This window comes from Myxococcus virescens, assembly GCF_900101905.1.
Classification (GTDB): Bacteria; Myxococcota; Myxococcia; order Myxococcales; family Myxococcaceae; genus Myxococcus; species Myxococcus virescens.
Map to the genome: position 1 here is coordinate 23684 of NZ_FNAJ01000026.1, position 24338 is coordinate 48021.

At 71.1% G+C, this 24338-nt stretch carries 20 protein-coding genes; 8 read left to right on the plus strand and 12 right to left on the minus strand.

What is annotated here, in order from left to right:
• Nucleotides 1–4 precede the first annotated feature (4 nt).
• The gene (locus BLU09_RS36040) at nucleotides 5–1342 is read right to left on the minus strand and encodes a WD40/YVTN/BNR-like repeat-containing protein (RefSeq protein WP_090495680.1); all 1338 of its coding nucleotides are present in this window, start codon (nucleotides 1340–1342) and stop codon (nucleotides 5–7) included.
• A 142-nt stretch (nucleotides 1343–1484) separates the two neighbouring features.
• On the opposite strand from BLU09_RS36040, the gene BLU09_RS36045 reads away from it, so the two are divergent.
• The 3 genes from BLU09_RS36045 (at nucleotide 1485) to BLU09_RS36055 (ending at nucleotide 5088) form a co-directional block, all read left to right on the plus strand.
• Nucleotides 1485–2525 (plus strand): aldo/keto reductase, encoded by a 1041-nt coding sequence (locus BLU09_RS36045; RefSeq protein ID WP_090495709.1) that lies wholly within the window; start codon nucleotides 1485–1487, stop codon nucleotides 2523–2525.
• 149 nt (nucleotides 2526–2674) lie between these two features.
• The gene (locus BLU09_RS36050; protein ID WP_090495681.1) at nucleotides 2675–3856 is read left to right on the plus strand and encodes a cyclic nucleotide-binding domain-containing protein; all 1182 of its coding nucleotides are present in this window, start codon (nucleotides 2675–2677) and stop codon (nucleotides 3854–3856) included.
• Between the two features lie 14 nt (nucleotides 3857–3870).
• Complete coding sequence (locus BLU09_RS36055) at nucleotides 3871–5088, plus strand: cyclic nucleotide-binding domain-containing protein (protein ID WP_090495682.1); 1218 nt, start codon at nucleotides 3871–3873, stop codon at nucleotides 5086–5088.
• Nucleotides 5089–5172: 84 nt separating this feature from the next.
• Here the strand turns inward: BLU09_RS36055 and BLU09_RS36060 are convergent, their stop codons facing one another.
• Nucleotides 5173–6366: an OmpP1/FadL family transporter gene (locus BLU09_RS36060; RefSeq protein WP_090495683.1), complete on the minus strand. Its 1194-nt coding sequence runs from the start codon at nucleotides 6364–6366 to the stop codon at nucleotides 5173–5175.
• A 27-nt stretch (nucleotides 6367–6393) separates the two neighbouring features.
• Nucleotides 6394–9387, minus strand: coding sequence for a hypothetical protein (locus tag BLU09_RS36065; RefSeq protein ID WP_090495684.1), 2994 nt, complete (start codon nucleotides 9385–9387; stop codon nucleotides 6394–6396).
• 192 nt (nucleotides 9388–9579) lie between these two features.
• Here BLU09_RS36065 and BLU09_RS36070 point away from each other — a divergent pair, with 192 nt between their 5' ends.
• Nucleotides 9580–10107 carry a hypothetical protein gene (locus BLU09_RS36070; protein ID WP_244172330.1) on the plus strand — a complete coding sequence of 176 codons (528 nt, stop codon included), beginning with the start codon at nucleotides 9580–9582 and terminating at the stop codon, nucleotides 10105–10107.
• 27 nt (nucleotides 10108–10134) lie between these two features.
• Here the strand turns inward: BLU09_RS36070 and BLU09_RS36075 are convergent, their stop codons facing one another.
• Nucleotides 10135–11022: an OmpA/MotB family protein gene (locus BLU09_RS36075; RefSeq protein WP_090495685.1), complete on the minus strand. Its 888-nt coding sequence runs from the start codon at nucleotides 11020–11022 to the stop codon at nucleotides 10135–10137.
• Between the two features lie 512 nt (nucleotides 11023–11534).
• Between BLU09_RS36075 and BLU09_RS36080 the strand changes: the two genes are divergently transcribed.
• Entirely contained in the window at nucleotides 11535–12224 is a 690-nt protein-coding gene (locus tag BLU09_RS36080; protein ID WP_163884419.1) for a nucleotidyltransferase family protein, read from the plus strand.
• Nucleotides 12225–12288: 64 nt separating this feature from the next.
• On the opposite strand, the gene BLU09_RS36085 is transcribed toward BLU09_RS36080, so the two are convergent.
• Entirely contained in the window at nucleotides 12289–13224 is a 936-nt protein-coding gene (locus BLU09_RS36085) for a hypothetical protein (protein ID WP_244172332.1), read from the minus strand.
• 333 nt (nucleotides 13225–13557) lie between these two features.
• Between BLU09_RS36085 and BLU09_RS36090 the strand changes: the two genes are divergently transcribed.
• On the plus strand, nucleotides 13558–13962 hold the full coding sequence (locus BLU09_RS36090; protein WP_090495688.1) for a response regulator: 405 nt from the start codon (nucleotides 13558–13560) through the stop codon (nucleotides 13960–13962).
• Between the two features lie 44 nt (nucleotides 13963–14006).
• Here the strand turns inward: BLU09_RS36090 and BLU09_RS36095 are convergent, their stop codons facing one another.
• From BLU09_RS36095 to BLU09_RS38535, 4 genes are all read right to left on the minus strand, one after another.
• Nucleotides 14007–14867: a hypothetical protein gene (locus tag BLU09_RS36095; protein WP_090495689.1), complete on the minus strand. Its 861-nt coding sequence runs from the start codon at nucleotides 14865–14867 to the stop codon at nucleotides 14007–14009.
• 79 nt (nucleotides 14868–14946) lie between these two features.
• On the minus strand, nucleotides 14947–16458 hold the full coding sequence (locus BLU09_RS36100; protein ID WP_244172333.1) for a hypothetical protein: 1512 nt from the start codon (nucleotides 16456–16458) through the stop codon (nucleotides 14947–14949).
• A gap of 159 nt (nucleotides 16459–16617) precedes the next feature.
• The gene (locus BLU09_RS36105) at nucleotides 16618–16980 is read right to left on the minus strand and encodes a hypothetical protein (protein WP_225909612.1); all 363 of its coding nucleotides are present in this window, start codon (nucleotides 16978–16980) and stop codon (nucleotides 16618–16620) included.
• A gap of 43 nt (nucleotides 16981–17023) precedes the next feature.
• A complete protein-coding gene (locus BLU09_RS38535; protein WP_143043258.1) occupies nucleotides 17024–17143 on the minus strand; it encodes a HAMP domain-containing histidine kinase in 120 nt (39 codons plus the stop codon).
• A gap of 214 nt (nucleotides 17144–17357) precedes the next feature.
• Here BLU09_RS38535 and BLU09_RS36110 point away from each other — a divergent pair, with 214 nt between their 5' ends.
• A complete protein-coding gene (locus tag BLU09_RS36110) occupies nucleotides 17358–18206 on the plus strand; it encodes an HAD family hydrolase (protein WP_090495691.1) in 849 nt (282 codons plus the stop codon).
• A 78-nt stretch (nucleotides 18207–18284) separates the two neighbouring features.
• Here the strand turns inward: BLU09_RS36110 and atpA are convergent, their stop codons facing one another.
• The 3 genes from atpA to atpH form a co-directional block, all read right to left on the minus strand.
• A complete protein-coding gene (gene atpA, locus BLU09_RS36115) occupies nucleotides 18285–19832 on the minus strand; it encodes a F0F1 ATP synthase subunit alpha (protein ID WP_090495692.1) in 1548 nt (515 codons plus the stop codon).
• A gap of 250 nt (nucleotides 19833–20082) precedes the next feature.
• Nucleotides 20083–21561 (minus strand): PAS domain-containing sensor histidine kinase, encoded by a 1479-nt coding sequence (locus tag BLU09_RS36120; protein ID WP_090495693.1) that lies wholly within the window; start codon nucleotides 21559–21561, stop codon nucleotides 20083–20085.
• A 146-nt stretch (nucleotides 21562–21707) separates the two neighbouring features.
• Entirely contained in the window at nucleotides 21708–22256 is a 549-nt protein-coding gene (gene atpH / locus BLU09_RS36125; RefSeq protein WP_090495694.1) for an ATP synthase F1 subunit delta, read from the minus strand.
• A gap of 191 nt (nucleotides 22257–22447) precedes the next feature.
• Here atpH and BLU09_RS36130 point away from each other — a divergent pair, with 191 nt between their 5' ends.
• The gene (locus tag BLU09_RS36130; RefSeq protein WP_090495695.1) at nucleotides 22448–24274 is read left to right on the plus strand and encodes an Hsp70 family protein; all 1827 of its coding nucleotides are present in this window, start codon (nucleotides 22448–22450) and stop codon (nucleotides 24272–24274) included.
• Nucleotides 24275–24338: the final 64 nt, after the last annotated feature.

Consider the following 24338-nt stretch of genomic DNA (forward strand, 5'->3'; position numbering starts at 1 on the left):
AAGCCTATCGATGTGGACGCCGTGGGCCACGGCGCCTCGGGAGGAGGGAGGACAGCAACAACAGCAGGGGCAGGGTGGGGCCCGTTGCGGCGGCGCAGCCACCGGACTTCGGCTCGGGTGGGCGCTGCTCGGGCGGCTGTTGCCCCGCGTCGGGCGTGCCCGCGTCCGGGGTCCCCGCATCCGGCGGCGGTGGCGGCTCCTCGACGCCACCATCCGGGTAGAGCGGAGCGCCCAGTTGCTCCGCGAGCTGCGGCCAGCGGGCCGGGCAGAGGTCCCGCACAGGGGTTCCGCGTGGGCACAGCTGCGTGCCCTGGATTTCGTACAGCGCGAAGATGTGCTCCCACGTGCGCCCCTGGTCCGTGCTGCGCGCCAGGGCCCAGTCGTGCAGCCAGGTGGAGCCGCAGCCGTAGAGCGTCTCGCCGTCGCGCAGCACGCACGCGTTGCCGGTGGGCAGGGGCTGCTTCTCCAGCGGGCCGGTGCTGGAGCCCATGAAGAAGTAGTTGAGGGTGCCCACCCAGGCGGTGCCGCCGTCGGAGGACAGGTCCATGTTGATGAACGTGTCATCCAGCACCGTCACCTGCGTCAGCGTGCGGCCCCCGTCATCGCTGCGCAGCAGGTGCGTGTAGCCCTGCGCGGAGACGCGCACCCACACGACATCCACGGCGACGGGGTCCACCGCCACCACGGTCAGCGCGTAGGGCCGCAGCAGCTCTGGGAGCGCGTGGGGGAACTCCTGCCAGGTGTCGCCCGCGTCGTCGCTGCGCAGCACCACCATCTGGTTGTTGGAGACGCCTGACACGTAGAGGCGGCGGGGGTCCACCGGGGACACGCGGACCGCGTTCAGCTCCAGCCCCGTGCGCAGCAGCGGCGAGGCGGTCCACGTCTCTCCGCCGTCGTCGGAGAGGTACAGGCCGTTGGCGATGCCGGGCCGTCCGGTGACGGCATGGAAGACACGGTCATCGGTGGGGTGGGCCGCCAGCCCCGTCACCCAGGTCGACTTGAAGAAGGGATGCGTGCGCCAGGAGCAGCCTTCATCCGGGGAGTGCAGCAGGGCGCTGCCGGTGGCGGCGAGGATGTCGCCGGTCTCCCGCCAGAGGTAGGCCTCCGGGCGCCATCCGCCATACCCCATGGCATCCGGACACACCCAGCGCCAGGTCTTGCCGCTGTCACGGGAGATGACCGCGCCGAACGTCGTCCCGGAGAAGAAGTCCTGGGGGTGGCCTCGGCGGAGGGTGATGTTGGACGTCTCCGGGAGGCCGGCGTGGGCATGCGCCGCCGCTCCAGGCAGCACGGCCAGGAGGGACGCGACGGTGCTCCAGGCAACCGTGATGCGCGACTTCATTCCAATGGACTCCGGGAGAACGTGCCGGCCCCCACGTTAACGTTCACTGCGTTGGAACATAGCGGGGGGAATCGCGCCCCGGGTCGCGCATTCCGATTGAGCCCCTGGGGCGCGCCCGTTACCAGGAGGCCCCTCTATGGGAATGGAATATCGGCAGCTCGGTGGCTCTGGCTTCAAGGTCCCGGTGTTGACGCTCGGGACAGGGACCTTTGGAGGCCAGGGGGACTTCTTCAAGGTGTGGGGCAGCAGCGGGGTCGAGGAGGCCACGCGCCTGGTCGACATCAGCCTGGAGGCCGGGCTGAACATGTTCGACAGCGCGGACAACTACTCGGGCGGCCTGGCGGAGGAGATTCTCGGCAAGGCCATCTCCGGTCGCCGGGAGAAGGTCATCCTCTCCACGAAGGGCACCTTCCGCTCGGGTGAGGGGCCGAACGACGTGGGCTCCTCGCGCTTCCACATCACCCGCGCGGTGGAGGCCAGCCTGAAGCGGCTGGGCACCGACTACATCGACCTCTACCAACTGCACGCCTTCGACGCGCTCACGCCCGTCGAGGAGGTGCTGCGGGCGCTCGACGACCTCGTGCGCGCCGGGAAGATTCGCTACATCGGCGCGTCGAACTTCTCCGGCTGGCACCTGATGAAGTCGCTCGCCACCTCGGAGAAATACGGCCTCGCGCGGCACGTGGCGCATCAGGCCTACTATTCGCTGGTGAGCCGGGAGTTCGAATGGGAGCTGATGCCCCTCGCCCTGGACCAGAAGGTGGGCACCGTCGTGTGGAGCCCGCTCGGCTGGGCGCGGCTGACGGGGAAGATTCGCCGGGGACAGCCCCGGCCCGAGGGCTCCCGCATGCAGTCCTCGCTCAACGCCCAGGGGGCGCCGCCTCTCTCCGAGGAGTACCTCTTCCGTGTGGTGGACGCGCTCGATGCCGTCGCAGCGGAGACGGGGAAGACGGTGCCCCAGGTCGCCATCAACTGGCTGCTCCAGCGCCCCTCCGTGTCCACCATCGTCATCGGCGCGCGCAACGAGGAGCAGCTCAGGCAGAACCTGGGCGCGGTGGGGTGGAACCTCACCCCGGACCAGGTGGCCCGGCTCGACGCGGCCAGCGCGGTGACGCCCACCTACCCGTACTGGCACCAGCGCGGCTTCGCCGAGCGCAACCCGTTCCCGACGAAGGTGGACTGAACGAGGCTTGGGGCGGCGTCTTCCATGTGGAAGACGCCTGCCTCGCGAGGACGCTCGCCTCCCTTCATGGGGTCTGCTACGCACGGCGCCAATCCGGCACGTGGAGAGCCCAGGGGGTGGGCCCAGGGGTGCCTGGGGGAGTTCACGGCATGGCGCGTTCCACGGTGGAGCCGGGGCACGGTGACGAGCTGCCCGCCAGCATGGGCACGCGGCCCTTCTGGGAGGCGGTGGCGCAGGGGACGGTGGACGTGGCCGTCCGCATCTACGAGGCCCTGGCGGCGTCGCAGCGGGACGTCGTGCTGGAGGAGTCCTCGCGCGCGTCCGCGTCCGCTCGCGTCACCCTGGTGTCGGTGCTGCGGCGGGCGCGTGACTTCGCTGGCGCCGCGCGGGTGCTGGAGGTGGATGGCGCCGCGGCCGAAGTCGCACAGCTCCACGAGCAGGCGGGCGCGCTGCTCCCGGCCGCGGAGGCGTGGCTGCGCGCGGGTGAACCGGCCCGGGCGGCGGCGGCCTTCGAGCGCGGCGGCGCGCTGGAGCGGGCGCTGTCGCTGTACGAGTCGCTGCAGGCGCGCGAGGCCATGGCCCGCTGTCTCACCCGGCTGCGCCGTCCCATGGAGGCCGCCGCGGTGTACCGCGAGCTGGGCAACCCGCACGCGGAGCTGGAGTCCCTGCGTGCCGTGTCTCCGGACATCGCGGTGGCGCGGCGTGAGGCGGTGCTGCGGATGAGCGCGCTGCTGGACGCGCAGGGGGAGTCGTGGCGGGCGCTGGTGCTGCTGGCGGATGCGCTCCAGGAGCCGGAGCTTCGGGGGGACATCGCGCTCCAGGCGGAGCACACGCGCCTGCTGCGTCACCTGAACCTGAATGGCGGTCCGTCGGTGGAGCCCGCCCGCGCGCCGCCACCGCCGCCGCCGGACGGCTACGAATACCTCAAGGCCATTCCCCTCTTCGGCGAATTGTCCCTGGTGGACATGAAGGACCTCTACCAACTGGCGCGGCCGGTGCAGTTCGCGCAGGGGGCCACGGTGCTGGAGAAGGGCGCGCCCGGCTCGGGGCTGCTGGTGCTGTTGGAGGGGACGGTGGACGTGCTCGCCGGTCCGGGGCCCGGCGCCCGGTTGCTCAACACGCTGGGGCCTGGAGCCTTCATCGGCGAAGTCTCCCTCATCCTGGACGGAGACACGTCCGCGCAGGTGTGCGCGCGCACGGACGTGCGGGCCCTGCGGGTGACGCGCGTGGACTTCCAGCACTACCTGGACACGCACGAGGCAGCCGCGCTGCGCATCCTCCGCCTCTTCACGGAAAAGCTCGCGGAGCGCGTGCGCGCGCTCAGCGCGTAGCAGGGGAGACGGCCATGGCGCACGTGCACGGCGCGGACAGGCAGCGGGCCGTCCAGCTCGCCAGCGAGGGCCGGTTGGAGGAGGCCCTGGCGGAATACCAGGGCGTGGTGAAGGACGCCCCGGACGACGCGGAGGTGCGTCAGAAGGTGGCGGAGCTGCTGGAGTGGCTCGGCCGTCCCGCGGACGCTGTCGCCGCGTACCAGGAGGCCGCGCTGGCTTGGACGAAGGCGGGCCAGCCCCTGCGCGCGGTGGCCGCGTGTGTGGCCTTGCCTCGACTGGGCGCGTCCCAGGCCGCGCTCGTGCGCACCGCGCGCGTGCTGGCGGAGCGCTTCGCCCTGCCGCCGAGCGCGGCGGTGCCCGTGGAGGCCACCCGGGCGCATGTCGCGGAGGAGGGCGCCACCGGGCTGCCCATCCTCTCGCAGGTGAGCCGGGAGACCTTCGTCGCGCTGCTCGAGGTGCTCCAGGTGCGCGCCTTCTTTCCGGGGCACACGGTGGTGGAGGAGGGGATGCCGGGCGCCTCCATGTTCGCCCTGGTAGAGGGCCGCGCGGATGTGGTGCGCGCGCTGGAGGACGGCCAACGGCGGAGCGTGGGCACCGTGACGCCCGGGGACTTCTTCGGAGAGCTGGCGCTCATCTCCGAGGGGCCCAGGCTCGCCACCGTGGTGGCCACCGAGCGCGCGGTGCTGCTGGAACTCACGCGTCAGCACATGGAGGCGGTGGCGGCGCGGCACCCGGACGTGACGGCGGTGGTGGACGCCTTCTACCGGCGGCGGATGGTGGAGAACCTGCTGCGCAGCAACCCGCTCTTCAATCAGCTATCGCCCGCGCAGAAGGCCGCGGTGTCGCGCGACTTCGAGCTGCGCTCCGTTGCCGCGGGCGAGGCGCTGATGACGCAGGGACAGCCGGGAGACGCCTTCTACGTGCTGCTGCGTGGGCGCTGCACGCCGTGGCTGGAGCAACCGCATGGACGGCGCGTGGCGCTGTCCGCGCTGCGCGAGGGCGACGTCTTCGGTGAAATCTCCCTGCTGCTGGACAAGCCGGTGTCCGCCACGGTGCGCGCGGACGTGGCGGGTGTGGTCCTGCGGCTGGAGCGCGACGCCTTCCAGAAGCACCTGCTCAGTCAGCCAGGTCTCAAGGGCCAGTTGATGCGCATGGGCACGGAGCGGCTCCAGCGCACGGCGCAGGCGCTGGCCTCCGGGCGGGTGTTGCACGACGGAGACCTGCGCGTCTGATGCGAAGGGCTGGCGCTGGAAACACAACGCCCGGGCCTCCGTGAGGAGACCCGGGCGCGGTGAGGTCCGGACGGTGCCGGAAGACTACATGGAGTAGCCGAGCGTCAGGCCGAACACCTGGGCCGTGCCGTTGTAGGTACCCGTCATGCCCGGCGCGGTGCTGTTCTTGTCGGACAGGGTGACGAACTGGTAGGCCGCGTCGACGCGCACGGCGCCGAAGCTGTAGCCCACGCCCGCCGACACGCCGAAGCGGTCCGCGTCCGGCAGGTCCGGCGTCAGCGTGTCATCCGGGCTGGGCGCCGGGTCCAGCAGCACGCCGGCGCGCACCTGCAGCGCGTCGGTGATGCCGTACTCACCGCCCAGGTGGAAGTTCCACGTCGAGCGCCAGTTCTTCGGCAGCGGGTTGTTGATGGCCGGGTTGTCCGGGAACTCGATGGCGAGCTCCGGGAAGCTGGACCAGCCCACCCAGTTGGCGTCGAACGCAATCGTCAGGCGGTCCAGCGGCGTGACGGCGATGCCCGCCACCACCGACTGCGGCAGCTTGACGTCACCCTCCACGCGGGTGTCCGGCAGGCGGCCCTGGAAGGCCGGCGGCACGTTCTGGAAGTCCGCGTCGCCCTTGAACGTCATGCTGATGGGGCTGCGGTACTGCACGCCCAACGTGACGAGCTTCGGGACCACCACGGCCTGGACGCCGGCGTTGAAGCCAAAGCCCCAGCCCGCGCCGCCCAGGTGCACCTGGCCCTCGCTGGTGACGAAGCCCAGGGCGCGCTTCAGCTCCAGCGTGCCGCGGGTGATGTTCAGGCCCGCGCCCACGCGGAAGCGGTCGTGCAGCTGGTACGCCACCGTGGGGTTGATGTTGTAGATGGACAGCGCGGACTCCTGGGCGCGGAAGCGGCCCACGAACCCGTCTTTCCACCGGCTGCTCGCGCCGAACGGCGTGTAGAAGCCCACGCCGGCCGCCAGCGAGTCCGTGATTTTGTACACGGCGAACACGTGCGGCGGCGGGGACAGCGTCGTCTTCTGCCCCTGCACCAGGCCATCCGTGGGGGTGAACTGCAGGCTGGGGAGGATGCCGGTGACGCCCGCGGTGACGTCCAGCTTCTCCACGCCCAGGATGTTGGCCGCGTTGGAGTAGATGGCGGACGAGTCATCCAGCCACGCCGCCGCCGCGTTGGCCATGCCCGAGGAGCGTGCGCTCTGGGTGTTGACCTGGAAGCCCGCGGCCTGGGTCGTCCCGGCGGCGAGCAACGTGATGAGGGAGAGTGTCTTCTTCATGTTGGTTCGTTCTCTCTCTGGAGGCCGTTACGGGGTGGGCGACGCGACGCCCGTGTTCAGGAACTGGATGACCTGGTTCTGCGCGGTGTTGCGCACGGACCGGAGGAACTGGCTGGCCGCCGAGCTGGGGTCCAGCGACGGGTCCACGATGCCGAAGAACGCGTGACGCACGTCCGTCGGCAGGCCCATCCCGTCCTTCGCCAGGTACGTCTGCACCGTGGGGGGCTCGGAGACGCCGACCAGCGGGCGGTTGGCCGCGCTGATGAGGCCTTCGGTCACCGCGTTGGGGATGACCATGTCACCCGCGATGTACTGGATGAACGCATTGCGGTTTTCGGGGAGCGACGGCTTGGAATCGTCCTTGGGCCAGTGCTCCAGGTACTTGCCGTAGTTGCGGGGCGAGGCCGGGTCCAGGATGGTGCGCGCCAGGGTGATGAACTCATAGAACTCCGGCGTGCCCGGGGCGCGGCCGATGCCTTCCAGGGTTTGGAAGAAGCCTGAGCGGTACCGCACGAACGCCGGGTCCGTGGCCGTCAGGAGGATGTCCACCAGGTCACCGCCCACCGTGTTGAGCGCCGTGCGGCCCACGACAGGGGACACGGAGGCGGACAGGACGCCCTGGATGCCGCCCAGGCTCTGGCCCACGTAGCTGAACTGGCTGGTGTTCAGCGTACCGGCGCCCGCGGCAACCAGGCGGCCGTTGAGGGTGTCGGTGTCCAGCGCGCGCACCAGCTGGGCAAAGTCCACCACGTGGTGGCGGAAGTTGTCGCGGGTGGCGAACAGGTTGACCAGGTTCAGGAAGCCCGCGCCGGAGACGTACGGCGGCTGATTGGTACCCGGGCGGGCGAAGTCGCCGCCCTCGCAGGTGCCGGTGGGGCTATTCGGCGCGGCCACGCAGCGGCCCAGGCCCTGGCTGGAGCAGAACAGGTCACCGTGCGGCGACGCGGTCGGCCCCACGTTGCAGGCCGGCTGGTTGTTCGACACGCAGCGGCCGAAGGTGAGGCTGCCCGCCGTCACGTCGCAGGTGTCGCCGTCGTCACAGGCCGCGTCCGGCGTGGTGATGGTGAGCTCGGGGACGCCATCACGGTTCGCGTCGATGATGACCGGGGCGTTCTCGCTGATGCCGGCGCAGCTGGCGCGCTCACCGTGGAACACGGTGTCGATGGCCGCCACGGCGTAGCCCGCCGCGTTGAAGTTGTTGGCCACCGTCATGATGTTGGTGCGGTTGCCCGTCAGCCCATGGCCGTAGATGACCACCGGGTAGCCGTCCGCGGGCACCGTGCCCGCGGGCGTGAAGAGCATGAACGGGACGCGGTCGATGCGCGCCGTGGCGCGGTTGAGCGTGCCCTGTGCGTCATCCAGGAGGAAGGGAGAGTGGTACGCGCCGATGAAGACACGGCCCACCGCGTTGTTCTCCAGCGTCAGGGCGTCCATCGTGCCCTTGATGGTGGCCGTCTGGTCCACCAGGTAGACGGGGTCGGCGGGCACCGGCGTGGGGGCCACGTTCAGCCGCTCGAGGATGGAGCGGGTGCTCTGGGTGGTGAAGGCCCACGCCAGGTTGATGTCCTTGCGCGGAATGCCCGCGGCCTCCAGGCTGTCGAACAGCGGCTTCATGCCCTCACGCACCGGCTCCAGGTCCTGGGCGAGCGTGTCAGGAACGGCGGCCACCTGGCTCTTGCCGTTGGCGTCCACCAGCGGGTTGGCCATGCGCATCAGCGCCTGCGCGGCGGTGGGCGCCACGGTGCGGCCCATCGTGTCCTTCATGCCGCGCAGCATCACCACGCCATACCGGGTGGCCTCGTCCAGCGGCACCTCCGGGACAATCTGGAGCTGCTGCGGCGAGTTCGGCGTCGGCGTCAGGCCCTCCACGACGGGCTCGCAGTTGAAGCACACCTTCACCTGGGGGTTGGTGCCCGAGGTGGGGTTGGTCAGCTTGACGAAGCGCAGCGTGGTCTTCGGCTCCGTCTCGTCGTCCGGCGTGAAGCCGATCTTCAGGCGCACGGTGTTCGCGTCCAGCAGGGAGCCCGTGTCGATGGCGCCGCGTTTCGCGCCGTTCTCCGACACGATGGGCGCGGTGGTGGACCAGCCGTCCAGGGTGTTGAGACCCAGGATGAGGTTCTGCGCAGGGCCGGCCTCGGGGGGCACCGGCAGGGCCAGCTGCCCGGTTGCGGGGTTGCGCAGCAGGTCATTGGGGAAGGGGACGACGCCGTTGCCCGGATCGAAGGTGGCCTCCGGGTGGTCCATGATGGAGAAGGTCCACAGGAGGACGATGTCCTCGCGCTTCACGCTGAACTGCTCGGACACCTCCTTCAGGATGGGCGCGTAGCCGCGGCGCAGCTGCTCCAGCCGCAGGGCGCTGGCCGTCTGGTCCGCCAGGCGGGCGGCGGGCTCCGTCTCCGTGGAGGGGATGAGCTCGGTGGCCGTCTGGCAGTTGGGCGCATCCAGGTCGTCGCAGGTGACCAGCGGCTCGGTGGAGCTGGCGAAGGCCCACGTGGCGGACGGGATGACCGGCTTGCCATCCGTCGTCTTCACGCCGTTCTCACCGCCGATGATGGCCACGGCGTAGCGGCCACCCTTGGGCCAGCCTCCGGGCAGCGGGGGGATGATGGTGACGAGGTTGGTTTCCTCGTTGTACCCGATGTAGCTGGGCGTCGCCGGCTTCGCCAGCGGCGTACCCGCGTACACGTCGATGACCTTCACCGTGTTCGCGTTGACCGTTCCCGCCTCCAGGCCCCGGATGCGGGTGGTCGCGGTGACCGTGGTCGGGAAGCCGTTGAGCGTGTTCACGTAGTCGCGCGTGAACTCCTGCTCCGCGGGAGAGGCCTGAGGGTTGATGGGCGCGTTGACCAGACCGTTGACGATGGCCAGGTCGTTGGGAGACGGGACGACGGGCGGAGACCCGGTCGGATCGAACTCCGCGACGACGGAGTCTTCGGGGCTCCGCGGCGGATCCTGGGCGATATCGGGAGTACAGGCCGAGGCGCCCAGGGCAAAGGCCCCGAGGAACAACACCTTTCTCATGGGTACAACCCCCTCCAAGTCCTGGGTTGGGATGACTGGACTGGAAACGTCCGTGGCGTACCACGTCCATGGGTTGGCAGGAAGACAAGGGACTTGACGCGTCGTGTCACTTGTGATGGCGCGTGCGAGGTTGTGAGACGGGCGGTCGTTGACACGCTGCGCAGTGGGCCCCGGGCGGTTACGCTGCCGCGCATGAACCGACTATTGGGTGTGCTGGTGGTGGCCGTTGCCGTGGTGGCGCATGCGGAGGAGGCGGGGGGCCTGAAGTGGACGGCGCCCGCGGACTGGGCGGTGCAGGGGGCTCGGCCGATGCGCGCGGCGACGTACAAGATTCCCGCGGCGAAGGGCGACACGGAGGGCGCGGAGCTGGCCGTCTTCTACTTCGGCCAGGGCCAGGGCGGCGCGGTGGACGCCAACGTGAAGCGCTGGGTGGGCCAGTTCCAGACGGCGGACGGCAAGCCCATTCCCCAGGAGAAGTCGAAGACGAAGGCGGAGAAGGTCAACGGCATGCCGTTGACGACGGTGGACGTGAAGGGCACGTACACGGGCGGCGGGCCGATGATGGGCCCCTCGACGCCCAAGCCCGGCTTCCGGCTGCTGGGCGCCATCGTCGAGGGCGCCCAGGGCGCCGTCTTCTTCAAGCTGACGGGCCCGGAGAAGACGGTGGCCGCTTCGGAGAAGGCCTTCCGCAAGCTGCTGGAGTCGGTGGAGAAGCAGTAGCGGAAAGGCGAGGCCTGCGGCGCGCGGCTACTTCGCCCCGCGCGCGGGCTTCGCCTGGGCCTTGGCCGCGGTGCCACCTGCGACCGCGCGCTGGACGGCGGCGGCCGGCGTGCGCTTGGAGGGCAGGTCCGGCATGAGGAGCACCTCGATGCGCCGGTTGCGCGCGCGGCCCTGCGGGGTCGCGTTGGTGGACACCGGCCGCATCTGCCCGTAGCCCGCCGCCACCAGCCGACGCGCGGGCACGCCGCCAGTGTCCTGGAGGAAGCGCACCACGTTCACCGCGCGCGCCACGGACAGCTCCCAGTTGGACGGGAAGGTGCTCTGCAGCTTCTGCGACGGGGGCGAGTCATCCGTGTGGCCCGACACCTGGATGGACTTGTCCTCCACCTTGGCCAGCACGCTGCCCAGCCGCGTCAGCACCTCCTGGCCGCGCGCGCTGATGCTCGCGTCGCCGGAGTCGAACAGCACCTTGTCCACCAGGTCCACCTGGATGCGGCCCTCGGCCTGGGACAGGCGGATGGCGCCATCGGCGATCTCCGCCTTCATCTTGTCCTGCAGGTCGTCGTAGGTGGCCTTCAGCTTCGCCAGCTCCGCCTCCTGCTCCTGCACCGTCTGGCTGAGCTGTTCCTTCTCCGAGCTGAGCTGCTCTTTCTCCGTGGCGAGCTGGGTGCGCTCGGCTTCCAGCGCCGCCAACTTCTGCTCCAGCTGCAGCCGCGCGGCCTCCGCGTCACGCGCCCGCGTGGCGGCCTCCACCGCGGACTGGCGGGACTGCTCCGCCAATGCCTCGGCCTGGCTCGTTCCGCGGTGCGCCAGATACATCACGCCGCCCGACATCAGCACCACCAACGCCGTCACCAGCCAGGGCACCCAGGGTCGTCCGTGCTGTGCCTGGCCGTGTTGCGTGGACTCCGTCATGTCGCGACCTCCCGAGTGGCTGAACGGAGGGCACCGTAGCCAGACGCCCAGGGTGTGCCTCAAGGCGCCCCAGTGTGCGCAGGTGTCTGGCGGTGCAAGGTTGCAGCGGTGTCAGAAGGGCGCGCTCCGCTTCGCACGCCGCGTCCGGAGGACACGGCCTGGGAGCGGAAGTCCGCGCCGGAGCTGGTGCACCTGGCGGCGAGGATGGCCACGTTGAGCGCGGGGAGGCATCCGCCATGGCGCTCCAGGGCGACCCCGGTTCCGTCCCGGAGCCCTTCTGCGGCTTCGAAATTCCTGCGGGAGCCCCACGACAGGGCACGGCGTTTCGGATGACGGATAGGGGACGGAGCGCCTGGCTGGATGCTCATCCAGCGAACACCCGTCCGGAGTGACTGGCGTCTGGCTGACGGCTGGGACCCAGGGGTGGGCTGCAATCCCACGCGGACGCCACAGCCTTTGAGAGGAGGCCCCCGGGCCTGCGGCGTTCATTCATGGGGGCGGAGGAGGCTGGCATGAAGGCAGTGGCGATCATCCTCGCTGCGGGTGAGGCCCGGCGGATGGGCCACCCCAAGGCGCTTATCGAGCACGAGGGAGGCAAGAGCTTCCTCCAGTCCCTGGCATCCACCTTTGGCAAGGCGGGTTCCATGGTGCTTGGCGTGGTGGGGAAGGACTCCGAGGCGGTGCGCGAGCAGCATCCGGGGATGGAGCTGGTGGAAGCGGAGCGGTGGCAGGAAGGGCCCCTCCTGTCGATAAAGGCGGGGCTGGACGCCGCGCTGGAGGCGGGCGCGGACGTGGTGTTGCTGCATCCGGTGGACATGCCGGCGCTGCGCGCGTCCACGCTCAAGTCGCTCCTGAAGATGGCGGGGGACGCGGATGAGCTGCTGCGCCCGGAGTTCGAGGGCGCGCCCGGCTGGCCACTGGTGCTCTCACGGAGTGGGGCGGAGCGGCTGCGCGCCGCGGAGGGCCAGCAGCTGGAGCCCGCGCTGGCGACGATGAAGGTGCGCCGCGTGCCGGTGAAGGACCCGGGCGTGGTGGTGAACATCAACACGCCGGAGACGTACGAGCGCCTGTTCGGCACGCAGCCGCGGCTGGCGCCTCCGCCCAAGCGGCGCGGCGCCAAGCGTGGCACCGCGCCTGCGACGTCCAACGTGGCGGAGCTGGGCGGTGGTTCGGCGCCCATGGCCGCGGCGTCCGAGGAGTAGCGCGCGACGGGCGGCTGGCTGGGGCCCGTGAGAGAGGGGGCTCCGGCCAGCACCACCCGAGGCGTCAGAACGTGAGGCCCAGCCCCAGGTACGGGCCGGTGAGCCGTTCGATTTGCTTCTCCCCGGTCGTGTGCCCGGCGTCGTTGAGGTAGAGGGCCCGCCAGCCGCCGCGCAGGTGGAGCGAACCCACGTGCACGGCCAGGCCGGCCTGGGCATCCACCTGACGGTGCGGGAAGGGCACCGCCTGGATGCGGGCCTCGAGGTCCACCGGCGAGGAGCCGATGCAGGCCTCCACGGACGCGGCGAAGCTGGGGCCCACGAAGAGGATGTCCGGCGCATGCGCGCTGGCGACGCCGCCCTCCAGTCGCAGCCGGCCCCGCTCCCCCGCCCACAGCGCCGCGGAGGCGTGCGCGCTCAGCAGGGTGATGCGGTCGGTGGCATCCGAGCCATCCATCGCGGGCAGCGACATGCCGGTGATGCGCGCGTCCAGGCCCAGATGGCGGCCATCCATGGCCATGAAGAGCCCCATGGCCCCGGCGTCGCCCAGCAAGTCTCCCTGCACGCCCATGCGCACCAGCAGCGGCACCGTGTCCTCGGGCTCGCGCACCACCCGCTGGGCGGGCCGCGCGGCGGCAAAGCCCGGGTGGGTTGCGCCGATGACGGCCCCCGCGACGATGGCGGCCGGTGGTGGCCGGCGCACGCGCATGGCGCGCCGCCGGGGCGCGTCGTCACCCCGGGGCGTGCGCTCGCGGCCAACGGCGGAGGCCGGGTGCGTGCGGCGGTTGCCATGCGAGCCCTCGTGGGGCTGGCCAATGGCGGACGCGGGATGGGCTCGGGCGCCGCGTGACTCCTGGGATGAAGAGGCCTGGCGGGACGTGCTCCGTGACGAGGACGAAGACGAGGCGGTGTCTCGCTTGCCGAAGCGCGCCTGCGCGGGGAAGGTGCCCAGCAGGGCACAGACCGCGAGCGCGGCGCACAGCACGGCCTTGGATGCGGGCAAGGTCCACTCCTCGTGGGGATTTCGGGGGCGGGCGGATTCAACCGACTTCCCTCCCCAGGGACCATGGGCCTCCAGGCGCGAGGAGTCGTCCACCAGCGTGTGCTGTGTGGCGCCCGACACCGCGCTGGTTCGTCGTCGCTGCGAATGCCACCCGGTGGAAGCTCGCGCCGCGCGCCTGTGCAGGGGGCTGTTTGGCTCGCGGGCCCGGAGGGGCCGCGGCGGCCTTTGGCGTGCTGTAATATCTGCATGCGCGGGCCCGGCAGATGCTCATGCTTTGACAGTGAGCGGAATGCGGCGAAGTCGCTCGTGCCTGGGCGCGAAGGAGGGACTAGGGTGCCGGGTGTGACTCATCCCGTGGTGCAGCCGCAGGTCCTGATTGTGGAGGATGACCCGGACGTTCGGGGGGCCATGGCGGAAGCGCTGCATGACGAGGGCTTCGAGGTGTCCATGGCCATCAACGCCGTGGAGGCGCTTCGCGTGCTCGCGGCGCTGGAGTCCGCCTGTCTGGTGCTGCTCGACTGGGAGATTCCGCGCGTGGACGGGCGAGGTCTGCTCGAGCGGCTGCGGTCCGATGAGCGCTTCGCCGGGACGCGGGTGGTGGTGATGACGGCGGAGGCCGGGCCGTTGCCGTCTGGCGCGGTGGGGGTGTTGCGCAAGCCCGTGAGACTGGAGATGCTGCTGGAGGCGACGCGGCGGCACTGCCCGGTGGCCAGCGGCGCGGTGAAGACGCCCGCGTGAGCGCGGGCTGCGCGCGGACGCGGGCGTGAGGACTTCCGCGGACGTCAGTAGGTGAGGCCCAGGCCCAGGAAGGGGCCGTGGAAGGTGTCGACGTGGGAGACGCCATCCACGTAGCCGGCGTCGTCCAGCACCATGCCGCGGTAGCCGCCGCGCAGCACCACCGCGCCCAGCTTCAACGCCAGTGCGGCGTTCGCGTCCACCTGCCGGTAGGGGAAGGGCGTCACCTGCAGGCGCGCCTCCAGGTCCAGGGGGCCGGCGATGCAGGCCTCCAGGGAGGCGCCGAAGCTGGGGCCGACGAAGGTGATGTCCGGCGCGTGGGCCGTGCTGACACCGGCCTCCGCGCGCAGGCGGGCACGCTCGTGGGAGATGAGCGCCCAGGTGAGGTGCGACTGCGTCAGGGTGATGGAATCCGAACCGCTCGTCCCGTCATCCGTAGGCAGGCCCAGGCCCGTCAGCCGCAGGTCCACGCCGAAGCGCCGGCCTTCCAGCCCGAGGAACAGGTCGGCGCCGCCGCCCCCTTCGTTGAGCGGCCCTCCCTGGATGCCCACGCGGAAGGACAGCGCCGCCGCGTGGCGCTCTCCGCGCAGCTCCGGCGACACGCCCATCCGGTGGTTGCCGGTGATGAAGAGGTAGGAGAGCCAGCTCACCGTCGCCGTGCTCGAGCCGCCACTCACGTGCCGCCGGTTGCTCGAGGAGCGCCGCCGGGAGGAGCGGCGGGGCGCGTCGTCGTCATCGTCGTCGTCCGAGCCGATGGCGGAGGCCCCGTGCTCCTTGTCATCCCTGTCCCGGTTCGAGTCGCTCTGGGACGGCCGCGAGCGCTTGCCGAAGCGGGCCTCCGCCGCCGTGGGACCCAGGCCCAGCGCGAGCGCGAGAAGGGCACACAGCAGGGTCCGGATTGGGAACACGGGTCAGCTCCTGACGATGGGCCGGGGATGCGGCCGCCGGAGACCTGGACGCCTGGCGGCCTGCTTTATTCAATTCGCCTCACTGTTGCGGTGGTGCCGGGCAGTACTTGGGGTTGTTCAGGCACGCGTCCGTCTGGAGGCACTGGCCCGGGGACTTCTTGAGCTTGCACGTGTCCGAGCACTTGGGAGGGAGCTCGGAGTAGTCACACGTCACCCCGCAGGTGGTCTGCTCCTTGGGGGAAGTCGCTTCGCAGGGCGAGCGCAGGTACACGGTGATGGGCTCGGGGTGCTGGACGCCGGCCTCGTCCATGCAACCCTCGAAGTCGCCGTCCCCCCACACCGCGGTGCCGTCGTTCACCTTGCAGCGGGCGGGGCGGGGGTTGTAGCTGCCCGGCTCGCATGGGCCCGCCGCGCGGGCCATGCAGCCGGCGATGCGCTCACCGCCGATGTCGGCGTTGGCGCAGATGCGCGAGCGCAGGTGGCTGTCGCCGTCCACCCAGTCCCGGCCGTGGCAGGCGTGGACGTTGTCATGGACCACGCCCTTGAAGCGCAGGTTGACGAGCTTGGGCTGGAGGGTGTCCTGATTGAGGACGACCTCCACCGTCAGGCCGCGCGAGTCGAACATGTTCCCGTAGAAGGCGCCCTCCCGGAACGTGTACGCGCCGAAGGGCCCGGCCGGGTAGGTGCCGGAGGTGGCCACCGGGGCCACCCACGAGCCCGGAATCGCGGCGCGGCTGTAGGGCGCGGACATGACGCTGTATCGGCCGCTCGCGGGGCACTTGAACTCGACGCTGGGCTCGATTCCGCCGCAGGGGTTGCCGAGCGTGTCCGCCAGACGGTCCTCCCAGGCGCAGCCCCGCGGGTCCTCGCACACGCGCAGCACCCGGTCTCCGAAGATGCGGCCCAGCTGGCCCGTGCACGTGGCCGGGTGGGGCGCGCCCGCGGCCACCGTCACCTTGTCGCCCGGGTTGCAGGTGCCCACGTTCTCCCCCAGCCAGCCGCACTCGGCATGGAGCCCCGCCTCACCCGACGCGCAGGGCAGGAACATGGGGCTCCACTCCTGGCGGGCGCCCGAGGGGTTGAAGCGCCGGGGCTCGCTCGGGTCCTCGCCGCGCATGGACACCATCACGCGGCGGCCGAAGGCGTTGTTGCGCGCCAGGAGACAGGCCGTCACGTAGCCCAGGCAGGCCTGGCTCGGCTTGTCCTTCTCCCACTCGGGGCACAGCCCCACCTCGCCCTTGAAGGTGTACGTGTCGCCGGCGCGGCTGGTCCACTCCACGGCGGCGCCGGGCGGCAGCGCGCACTCGGTGAGGTACGCCATCACGTTCCGGGCAGGGGGGTGCTCCAGCGCGTGCTTGAGCCGGCCGTCGAAGACGAACGTCTCCGAGTGCAGCGGCATCTCGGTGAGGGCGTCCAGTGCGGCCCGGTTGCTGGTGAGCGCGTTGAAGGCCAGCTCCTCGGCGCGGAGCGAGTTCAGGATGCGGATGCCGGGCTCCGCCCGGGCCGGGGCTTGGGGAAGCAGCAGCGCGGTCAGGAACAGGAGCGCGGCCCGCAGGGAGCGCGAGGAGGGGCGAAGCGCGAAGGGCGACATGGAGCGTGGACCTCGGAGCGAAAAGGGACTCGGTGGCTCCGGCGGTAGCACGTCGCGGGCCGGACACTCTGGCCCGCGGTTTCGCGGGGTTGGCGGTGGGCCCTGTTGCCTGGGGGGCCACACCCTCTCAGGGGGTGTGGACGTGGGGGCCACGCGCCGTCAGCGCCGGCCCTGCTTCTTGGCCTTGGCCAGGCGCCGGGGTTCGGGCTTGCCCGGCGCGGGCGGCGGCTGGAGCGCCGTGGTGCACGCGGCGGTGGCCGTCACCGCGGCGGCATAGGCGGCGTGGTGCTGCTGCTCCAGCGTGCGCAGCCGGCGCGACATGGCCTCGCGCAGGGCCTGGAGCTCGGCCACGCGGGCCTCGGACTCGGCCGCCTCGCGTGTCAGCGCGTCGTTGCGTTCCACCAGGGCGGAGATGGAGCGCGAACCCGCCCAGGCCCCTGTCGTGGCGAGCAGCACCGCGCTCACCAGCAGGCCCCATGGCAGCCACGCCCGGCGCGGGGGCGCCGACTCGTTTCGCTGCATCGCTTCCATGCCCGTGAGGTTAGCGGCCTGGGCGGGGTAGGCTTCAAGGGGAGGACGTGGGAGCCCGCGGCACCTGGGCCATGGGCAGGCGCAGCATGAAGCGCGCGCCGGGGCCCACGGGAGGCGCTTCCACCGTCAGCTCGCCGCCGTGGGCGCGGGCCAATCTGGCGGACCTGGGCGGACAGGCCACGGGTGTGGCCTGGGCTGTGCGTTGGGCCGTTCCGTGGCGGGATGACAACCCGGGGTGCAGGGGGAACATCCGCGGGGTGATGCTCATGGGGGCGGTGGCTGCCCGTTGATGCGGGCGGGCTTGATTCGAGGCCCGTGGGTGAGGCCTCATCCGGCCCCTTTCTTCATCTTCGGGAGCTGGTGGTCTGATGGCGATTGCGTGCGTGGTGCTGGACTTCGACGGAACCTTCACGGACGTGGCGGCGGAGAGCGCCCCCTTCCTCCGGCATTTCCGGCAGGGCCTGGCGGCGGCGCTTGGCGAGGATTTGGAGGCCGCGTGGGAGGAGGAGGTCGCCGCGTTGCGCGCGGGCGCGGACGCGCTGGGCTGGGATTTGGGCGGCCGGGTGGTGGCGCCCGCCACGGCGGACCCGTACCTGACGGCCACCTGCGCGGCCCACCGTCTCATGCAGCGCTTCGGGCAGGGCCAGGACGAGGCCCGCCGCTCCGACGTGGTGCAGAAGCTCTACCGCGAGGCCTACGCGCACTCGGCCACGGCCTTCAAGCCGGAGGCGAAGGAGGTGCTGGAGGCGCTGGTGGCCACGGGCCTGCCGGTGACGGTGGTGACCAACGCGCACACCGACCTGGTGGAGAAGAAGCTGGACCAGCTGGCGCCCAAGGGGCGCGAGAAGCTGACGGTGTCCGGGGACGCGCGCAAGTTCCTCCTGGACCCGCCGGACGCGGCGGATGCCCGCTTCTCCGCGGTGCCGGAGACGCAGACGCTGGACGGCGTGCTGCGCCGTCCCGTCTACCTGCGCCGGGGCCGGTACTTCGAGGCCCTCAAGCGCGTCTGGGAGTCCACGGGCACCACGCCGGAGCAGACGCTGGTGGCCGGTGACATCTACGAGCTGGACCTGGCGCTGCCCGCCGCGCTGGGCGCGCATGTGCAGCTGGTGGCCCGTGACAACGTGCTGCCCTACGAGCTGAAGGCCATGGAGCTGCTGGGCGCGCGCGGCGGCGTGGACCGCAGCCTGCACGGCGTGCTGCCCCGCCTTCGCTGAAGGCCGGGCCCGCAAGCACGAAGCCCCGCCTCCCGGTGAAGGGAGCGCGGGGCTCGTGGGCTGCCACCGGCGAGGGCGTTAGACCTTGGCGCCCGGCGTCGGCTGGAAGACCTCGTTGAACTCGGTGATGGCCTTGCTCAGCGCCGTCTTGATGTCGGCGGTCAGCTCGCGCTTCGACGCCAGGTCCTTGGCGACGTTCGGGTGCTTGCCGTCGGCGAACTCCAGGAACTCACGCATCCAGCGCACCACGTCGGCCACCGGGATGTCGCGAATCCAGCCGCGCTTCTTGGGGTCGTCGCGGTTGGTGGCGGCGTAGATCTGCATGACCTGCTTCTCGACGGGCATGGGCTCGTACTGGCCCTGCTTGAGCAGCTCCACCATGCGGGCGCCGCGCGCCAGCGTCTCCTGGGTGGCCTTGTCGAGGTCGGAGCCGAACTGGGCGAAGGCGGCCAGCTCGCGGTACTGCGCGAGCTCCAGCTTCATGGTGCCGGCGACCTGCTTCATGGCCTTGATCTGCGCGGCCGAACCGACGCGGGACACGGAGAGGCCCACGTTGATGGCCGGGCGGACGCCGGCGAAGAAGAGGTCCGTCTCGAGGAAGATCTGCCCGTCGGTGATGGAGATGACGTTCGTCGGGATGTACGCCGACACGTCACCGGCCTGCGTCTCGATGATGGGGAGCGCGGTGAGCGAACCGGCGCCCTCCTCGTCGGACAGCTTGGCGGCGCGCTCCAGCAGGCGGCTGTGCACGTAGAACACGTCGCCGGGGTAGGCCTCGCGACCCGGCGGGCGGCGGAGCAGCAGCGACAGCTGGCGGTACGCCACGGCCTGCTTGGACAGGTCGTCGTACACGATGAGCGCGTGCATCTTGTTGTCGCGGAAGTACTCGCCCATGGCCACGCCGGCGTACGGCGCGAAGAACTGCATGGGGGCCGGGTCGGAGGCGTTGGACGCCACCACCGTGGTGTACTCCATGGCGCCGTAGCGGTTCAGCTTCTCCACCACCTGGGCCACCGTCGACTGCTTCTGGCCGATGGCCACGTAGATGCAGTAAACGTTCAGGCCCTTCTGGTTGATGATGGTGTCGATGGCGACGGCCGTCTTGCCCGTCTGGCGGTCACCGATGATGAGCTCGCGCTGACCACGACCCACCGGCACCAGCGCGTCCAGCGCCTTGATGCCCGTCTGCAGGGGCTCGTGCACGCTCTTGCGGGACACGATGCCGGGCGCCTTCACTTCCAGGCGGCGCGTCTCGGTGGCGGCGATGGGGCCCTTGCCGTCCAGCGGCTTGCCGAGCGGGTCCACCACGCGGCCGAGCAGCCCCTTGCCCACCGGCACGGAGGCAATCTGCTGGGTGCGCTTGACCGTGTCACCCTCGCGGATGGCCTGGAAGTCACCCATGATGGCGACGCCGACGTTGTCCTCTTCCAGGTTGAGGACGAGGCCCTGCACGCCGTTGGCGAACTCCACGAGCTCACCGGCGAGCGCGCCCTCGAGGCCGTAGATGCGCGCGATACCGTCACCGACGGACAGCACGGTACCCGTCTCCGCGACGGTGACCTTCTTCCCGTAGTCCTTGATCTGCTCCCGGATGATTCTGCTGATCTCGTCGGCGCGGATTTCCATGAGCGTATGCGTCCTTGCGCAGGGGCGGCCGACGTGGAGCAGGCCGCCGAAACCTTGAAGTCGGGGCCCCTTACCACGCACACCCACCCGCTGCAATGCGGTCCGCGCCACCCGCCACGGGGTGGGAGAGGACGCCCGTTCAGGGGTGGGACAGGCGGCTGCGCAAAGGCGCTCCAGGCGTGGGCCAGAATCGCGCCCGGCTACTCTGGCGCATCAGCCGCCGTTGAGGCGGCGCCAGGCACGGAGGCCTTCAGTGCCCCGGCCCCTCGCGGGGCAGCCAGGCGGTGAAGCTCATGCCGCCCTCGGAGCAGGACTCCACCGCCAGCTTTCCGCCGTGGGCCACGGCGATCTGCCTGGCGATGTAGAGCCCCAGACCCAGGCCCTCTGGCGTGGCGCCGCGCTCCCTGCGGAAGGGCTCGAAGAGGGAGGAGCGCTCCTCCGCCGCCACCGTGAGTCCGGGGCTCCTCACACATAACGTGACGCCGCCCACCGCGCCCACCGCGCGCAGGGTGACTGGCGAATCCTCGGCCCCTTGATGGAGCACGCTGCTCAGGAGGTTGTCGGCCAGCTGTGCCAGCCGGTGGGTGTCCCAGTGGCCGCGCAGGTCGCCTTCCGCCTCCAGGTGGAGGGTTCGCTCGGGATGCTCACGGCGGCGCTCCTCCACGACGCGCGCCACCACCGCGTCCAGCACGGCGGGCTCTGGCCGCAGCGCCAGGCCGCCCGCCAGCCGCGTGCGGGTGAAGTCCATCAACTCCTGGAGCATCCGCTCCATGCGCCGGGCGGACCGGGCCACCTGGCTCACCAGGGTGCGCTGCGGCTCCTCCAGTCCGTCCAGCCGCTGCAGGGAGCGCGTGCCCTCCCGCAGCGATTGCAGGGGCGCTCGCAGCTCCGCGTCTACGGCGCCCAGCATCTGGTGCCGGAACTGCTCGGTGTTCGCGGAGAGCTCCTCCGCGGCCTTGCGGCTGCTGATGTCCCAGACGGCGACCAACCGCACCTGCCGGCCTTCCCACGTCACGTAGCGCCCCAGCACCTCCAGGGGCAGCCGCTGACCATCCCGGCGGAGGACGACCACCTCATAGGGAGCCTCCAGCCCGCGGCTGAGCACCAGCCCCACCTGCGAGCGGAACTCCGGGGCGACGTAGTCCGCCAGGTGCCGGCCGATCATCTCTGAGGGTGACGCGTAGCCCAGCAGCTGCGACATCGCGCGGTTGGCGTCCATCACGATGCCGTTGTCATGCAGGAAGTGCCCGTCACAGGCCACGTCCGCCAGGCTGCGCATGTGAGACTCCCGCGCGCGCAGCCGCTGCTCCTCGAGGAAGCGCTCCGTCTCGTCGCGCACCCACAACGCCACCCCCGCCAGCGCGCCGCCCTGCAGCGCCGGGGACAGGCCCACCCGCAGGTGTCGCTCACCCGCGGCGGGGGCCAGCACGCCCCGCACGGGGGCATCCGTGACGTCCTCTCCGGAGAGTGCCCGGGCCAGCAGCGGTGACAGTGCCTGCGCCACCTGCGGCCACAGCTCCGCGAGAGGACGGCCCACGTGCGCGCGCGGCTCCAGGCCGGACAGCGCCGCCAGCGTGGCATTCACCCACACGGGACGCAGCTCCCGGTCCAGCAGGGCCACCCCACAACCCGCCGCACTCAGGAGGGCCCCCAGAAAGGGCCGAGCCTCCTCGGGCGCCGCCAGCGTGGACGGACCTTCGGAATACCGGTGGAGTAGGGACTGCGACATGTTCAGGTCATCCAGGCGGCGCGGGGCTGTCCCGCACCACCTGAGAGTATACCGCTGTCAGGGTCCGCTGGAAATACCGGTTAGCCCTGGACTGCGGGGTGATAAAGACGACCTGGAACGTTGGTTGCCCGGCGAGCGGGCGGGTTTCAGCGCTGCTTCAGTTCGCGGCGCATCTCTTCGAGCTGGGTCCGGATGCTGCCGTCGTAGAGGATGCTGCCCACCTGGGCGGAGACACCACCCAGCAGGCTGGGGTCCACGCGCGTCTCCAGAAGGACGTTGCGCTGGGTCAGCTGCTGCAGGGTCTGCTGGAGCTGGGCCAGGGCGTCGGCCGGAAGCGGCGCGGCGCTGGTGACGTGGCCCCGGACGCGGCCGGCACGGGCGTCCGCCATGTCGCGGAAGAGGCGGGCGATGTCCGCCAGGTAGCCCAGGCGGTTGCGGTCCACCAGCAGGCGGAGGGTGTTGGCCAGCGTGGCCTCCACGCCGCCGGGGATGGCCTGCATCACCGACTCCACCACCCGCAGGCGCTGCTCACGGGTGTAGGCGGGGTTGACGAGCACATCCGTCAGCTCGGCGTTCTTCGCGATGACGTCGGCGAAGGCGCTGAGCTGCTCGGCGACGGCGTCAGTGCGGCCCGCCTCCGAAGCGACATCGAGGAGGGCGCGGGCGTAGCGGCGGGCGATCGACACGTTCACCATGGCGGTCGCGCCCTTAGCACGGGGATTTCCCCCGGGCAACGTCCCTGGCATCGCGAAGCCCTGTCACCGGGGGCACGCTTGCTGGCCCGGGTCGTGGCGTGGGAAAGCGGCGCTTATTGGCACGCCGGCGAGGGAAGGGGGCTTGGCGAGCTGGCGCGAACACCCGTAGGGTGGTGTCCTCTCGGCCCCCCATGCATGACCCCGTCATCGGCATCGACCTGGGTACTACCAACAGCGCCGTGGCGACCGTGGAAGACGGACGCCCGCGCATGATTCCCCCGCGCGCGGGTGGCCGGTTGACGCCGTCCACGCTGGGCGTGAACAAAGCTGGCGAGCGCGTGGTGGGCGCCGCGGCACAAGCACTGGGCGAGGAGCATCCAGACGCCGTGGTGTGGGCCACCAAGCGCTTCCTGGGGCGCCGCTACACGCCGGAGCTGGTGCAGGAGGCGAAGGCGCTGGTGCCGTATCCGCTGGTGGCCGGGCCCTCTGGCGACGTGCGCGTGCGGCTCGCAGGGCGGGTGATGCCCGTCACGCAGGTGTCCGCGATGATTCTGGGCGAGCTGGCCCTGGACGCGCAGGCGCACTTCGGCCGCCCCGTCACCAAGTGTGTCATCACGGTTCCGGCCAACTTCGACGACAACCAGCGGCAGGCCACGCGCGAGGCGGCCAGCATCGCCGGGCTGGACGTGGTGCGGCTGGTGAACGAGCCCACCGCCGCGGCGCTGGCGTATGGCCTGTCACGCGGCTTCGAAGGCAACGCGCTGGTGTTCGACCTGGGCGGTGGCACCTTCGATGTGTCCATCCTCGAGGTGAAGTCCGGTGTCTTCGAGGTGCGCGCCACCGGCGGCGATCCGCGGCTGGGTGGCGAGGACTTCGACCAGCGCATCGTCCAGTGGCTCCTGGCGCAGGTGGACGATGAGCTGCGGCACGTGGTGTCGCAGGACGCGCAGAGCCTGCGCCGGCTGAAGGTGGCCGCCGAGTCCGCCAAGCGCGAGCTCACCGAGAAGGAAGAGGCGTCCATCTACGTCGCCGGGTTGGGCGACCATTCGGCGCCCGGCAAGCGGATGGCGGAGCTGGAGACGGTGCTGACGCGCTCCTTCTTCGAAACGCTGTCCGAGCCGCTGTCGCGCCGCTGCCTCGATGTCTGCGAGTCGGTGATGCGCGAGGCGAAGATGGACCCCCGCGCGGTGGACGTGGTGCTGCTGGTGGGCGGCATGACGCGCGTGCCGCTGGTGCGGCGGTTGGTGGCGGACTTCTTCGGCCGCGCGCCCTCCACGGACGTGCACCCGGAGGAGGCCGTCGCGCTGGGCGCCGCGGTGCAGGCCGACGAGCTCGTCCGTCAGTCCGGTCAGGCGCTGCTGCTGGACGTCGCCGCCCAGAGCCTGGGCGTGGGCGTCATGGGTGGGCGCGTGAAGCGGCTCATCCCGAAGAACACCGGCGTGCCGGTGGTGGCGCGGGACATCTTCTATCCGGGCAGCTCCGGCCAGCAGGAAGCGCGCATCCCCGTGTACCAGGGCGAGAGCGAGTTCCAGGACGAGAACTACAAGCTGGGCGAGGTGGTGCTGAAGCGCCTCCACGTCGCCGCGCGCGGAGAGGTGCCGCTGGAGGTCGTCTTCGAGCTGTCCAGCGAGGCCATCCTGTCCGTCAAGGCCACGGACCTGACCTCCGGCAACATGGAGGCCGTGCGGCTGGAGGCCCGTGCGGGGCTGCCGCAGGGCGAGGCGGAGAAGCTGGGCGCGGAGCAGGCCCACTACGCGCGCTCGCAGGGCGTGGTGGACGCGAAGCGCGCGGAGGAGCTGTTCCGCAAGCTGCTGGAGCGCGGGGAGAAGCTGGCGCGGCTGCTCCAGCGCAGCGCGCAGGAGAACCCCAGCCCGGAGGCGCAGGCCACCCTGGGCACGGTGCAGCGTCTGTTGGATGGTGGCCGCTCTGCCCTCGACAGCGGCAACGCGGCGCAGTGCGCCACCATTGCCAAGCAGCTCACGCGGCTGTTGTCCGGTCGCCAGGAGCCTCGCGCCTGAGCGTCCATCCCCGAACGGTGGCCCCGGGCGCCGGTGGCCTTGGCACCCCTTTCCACCTATCCGT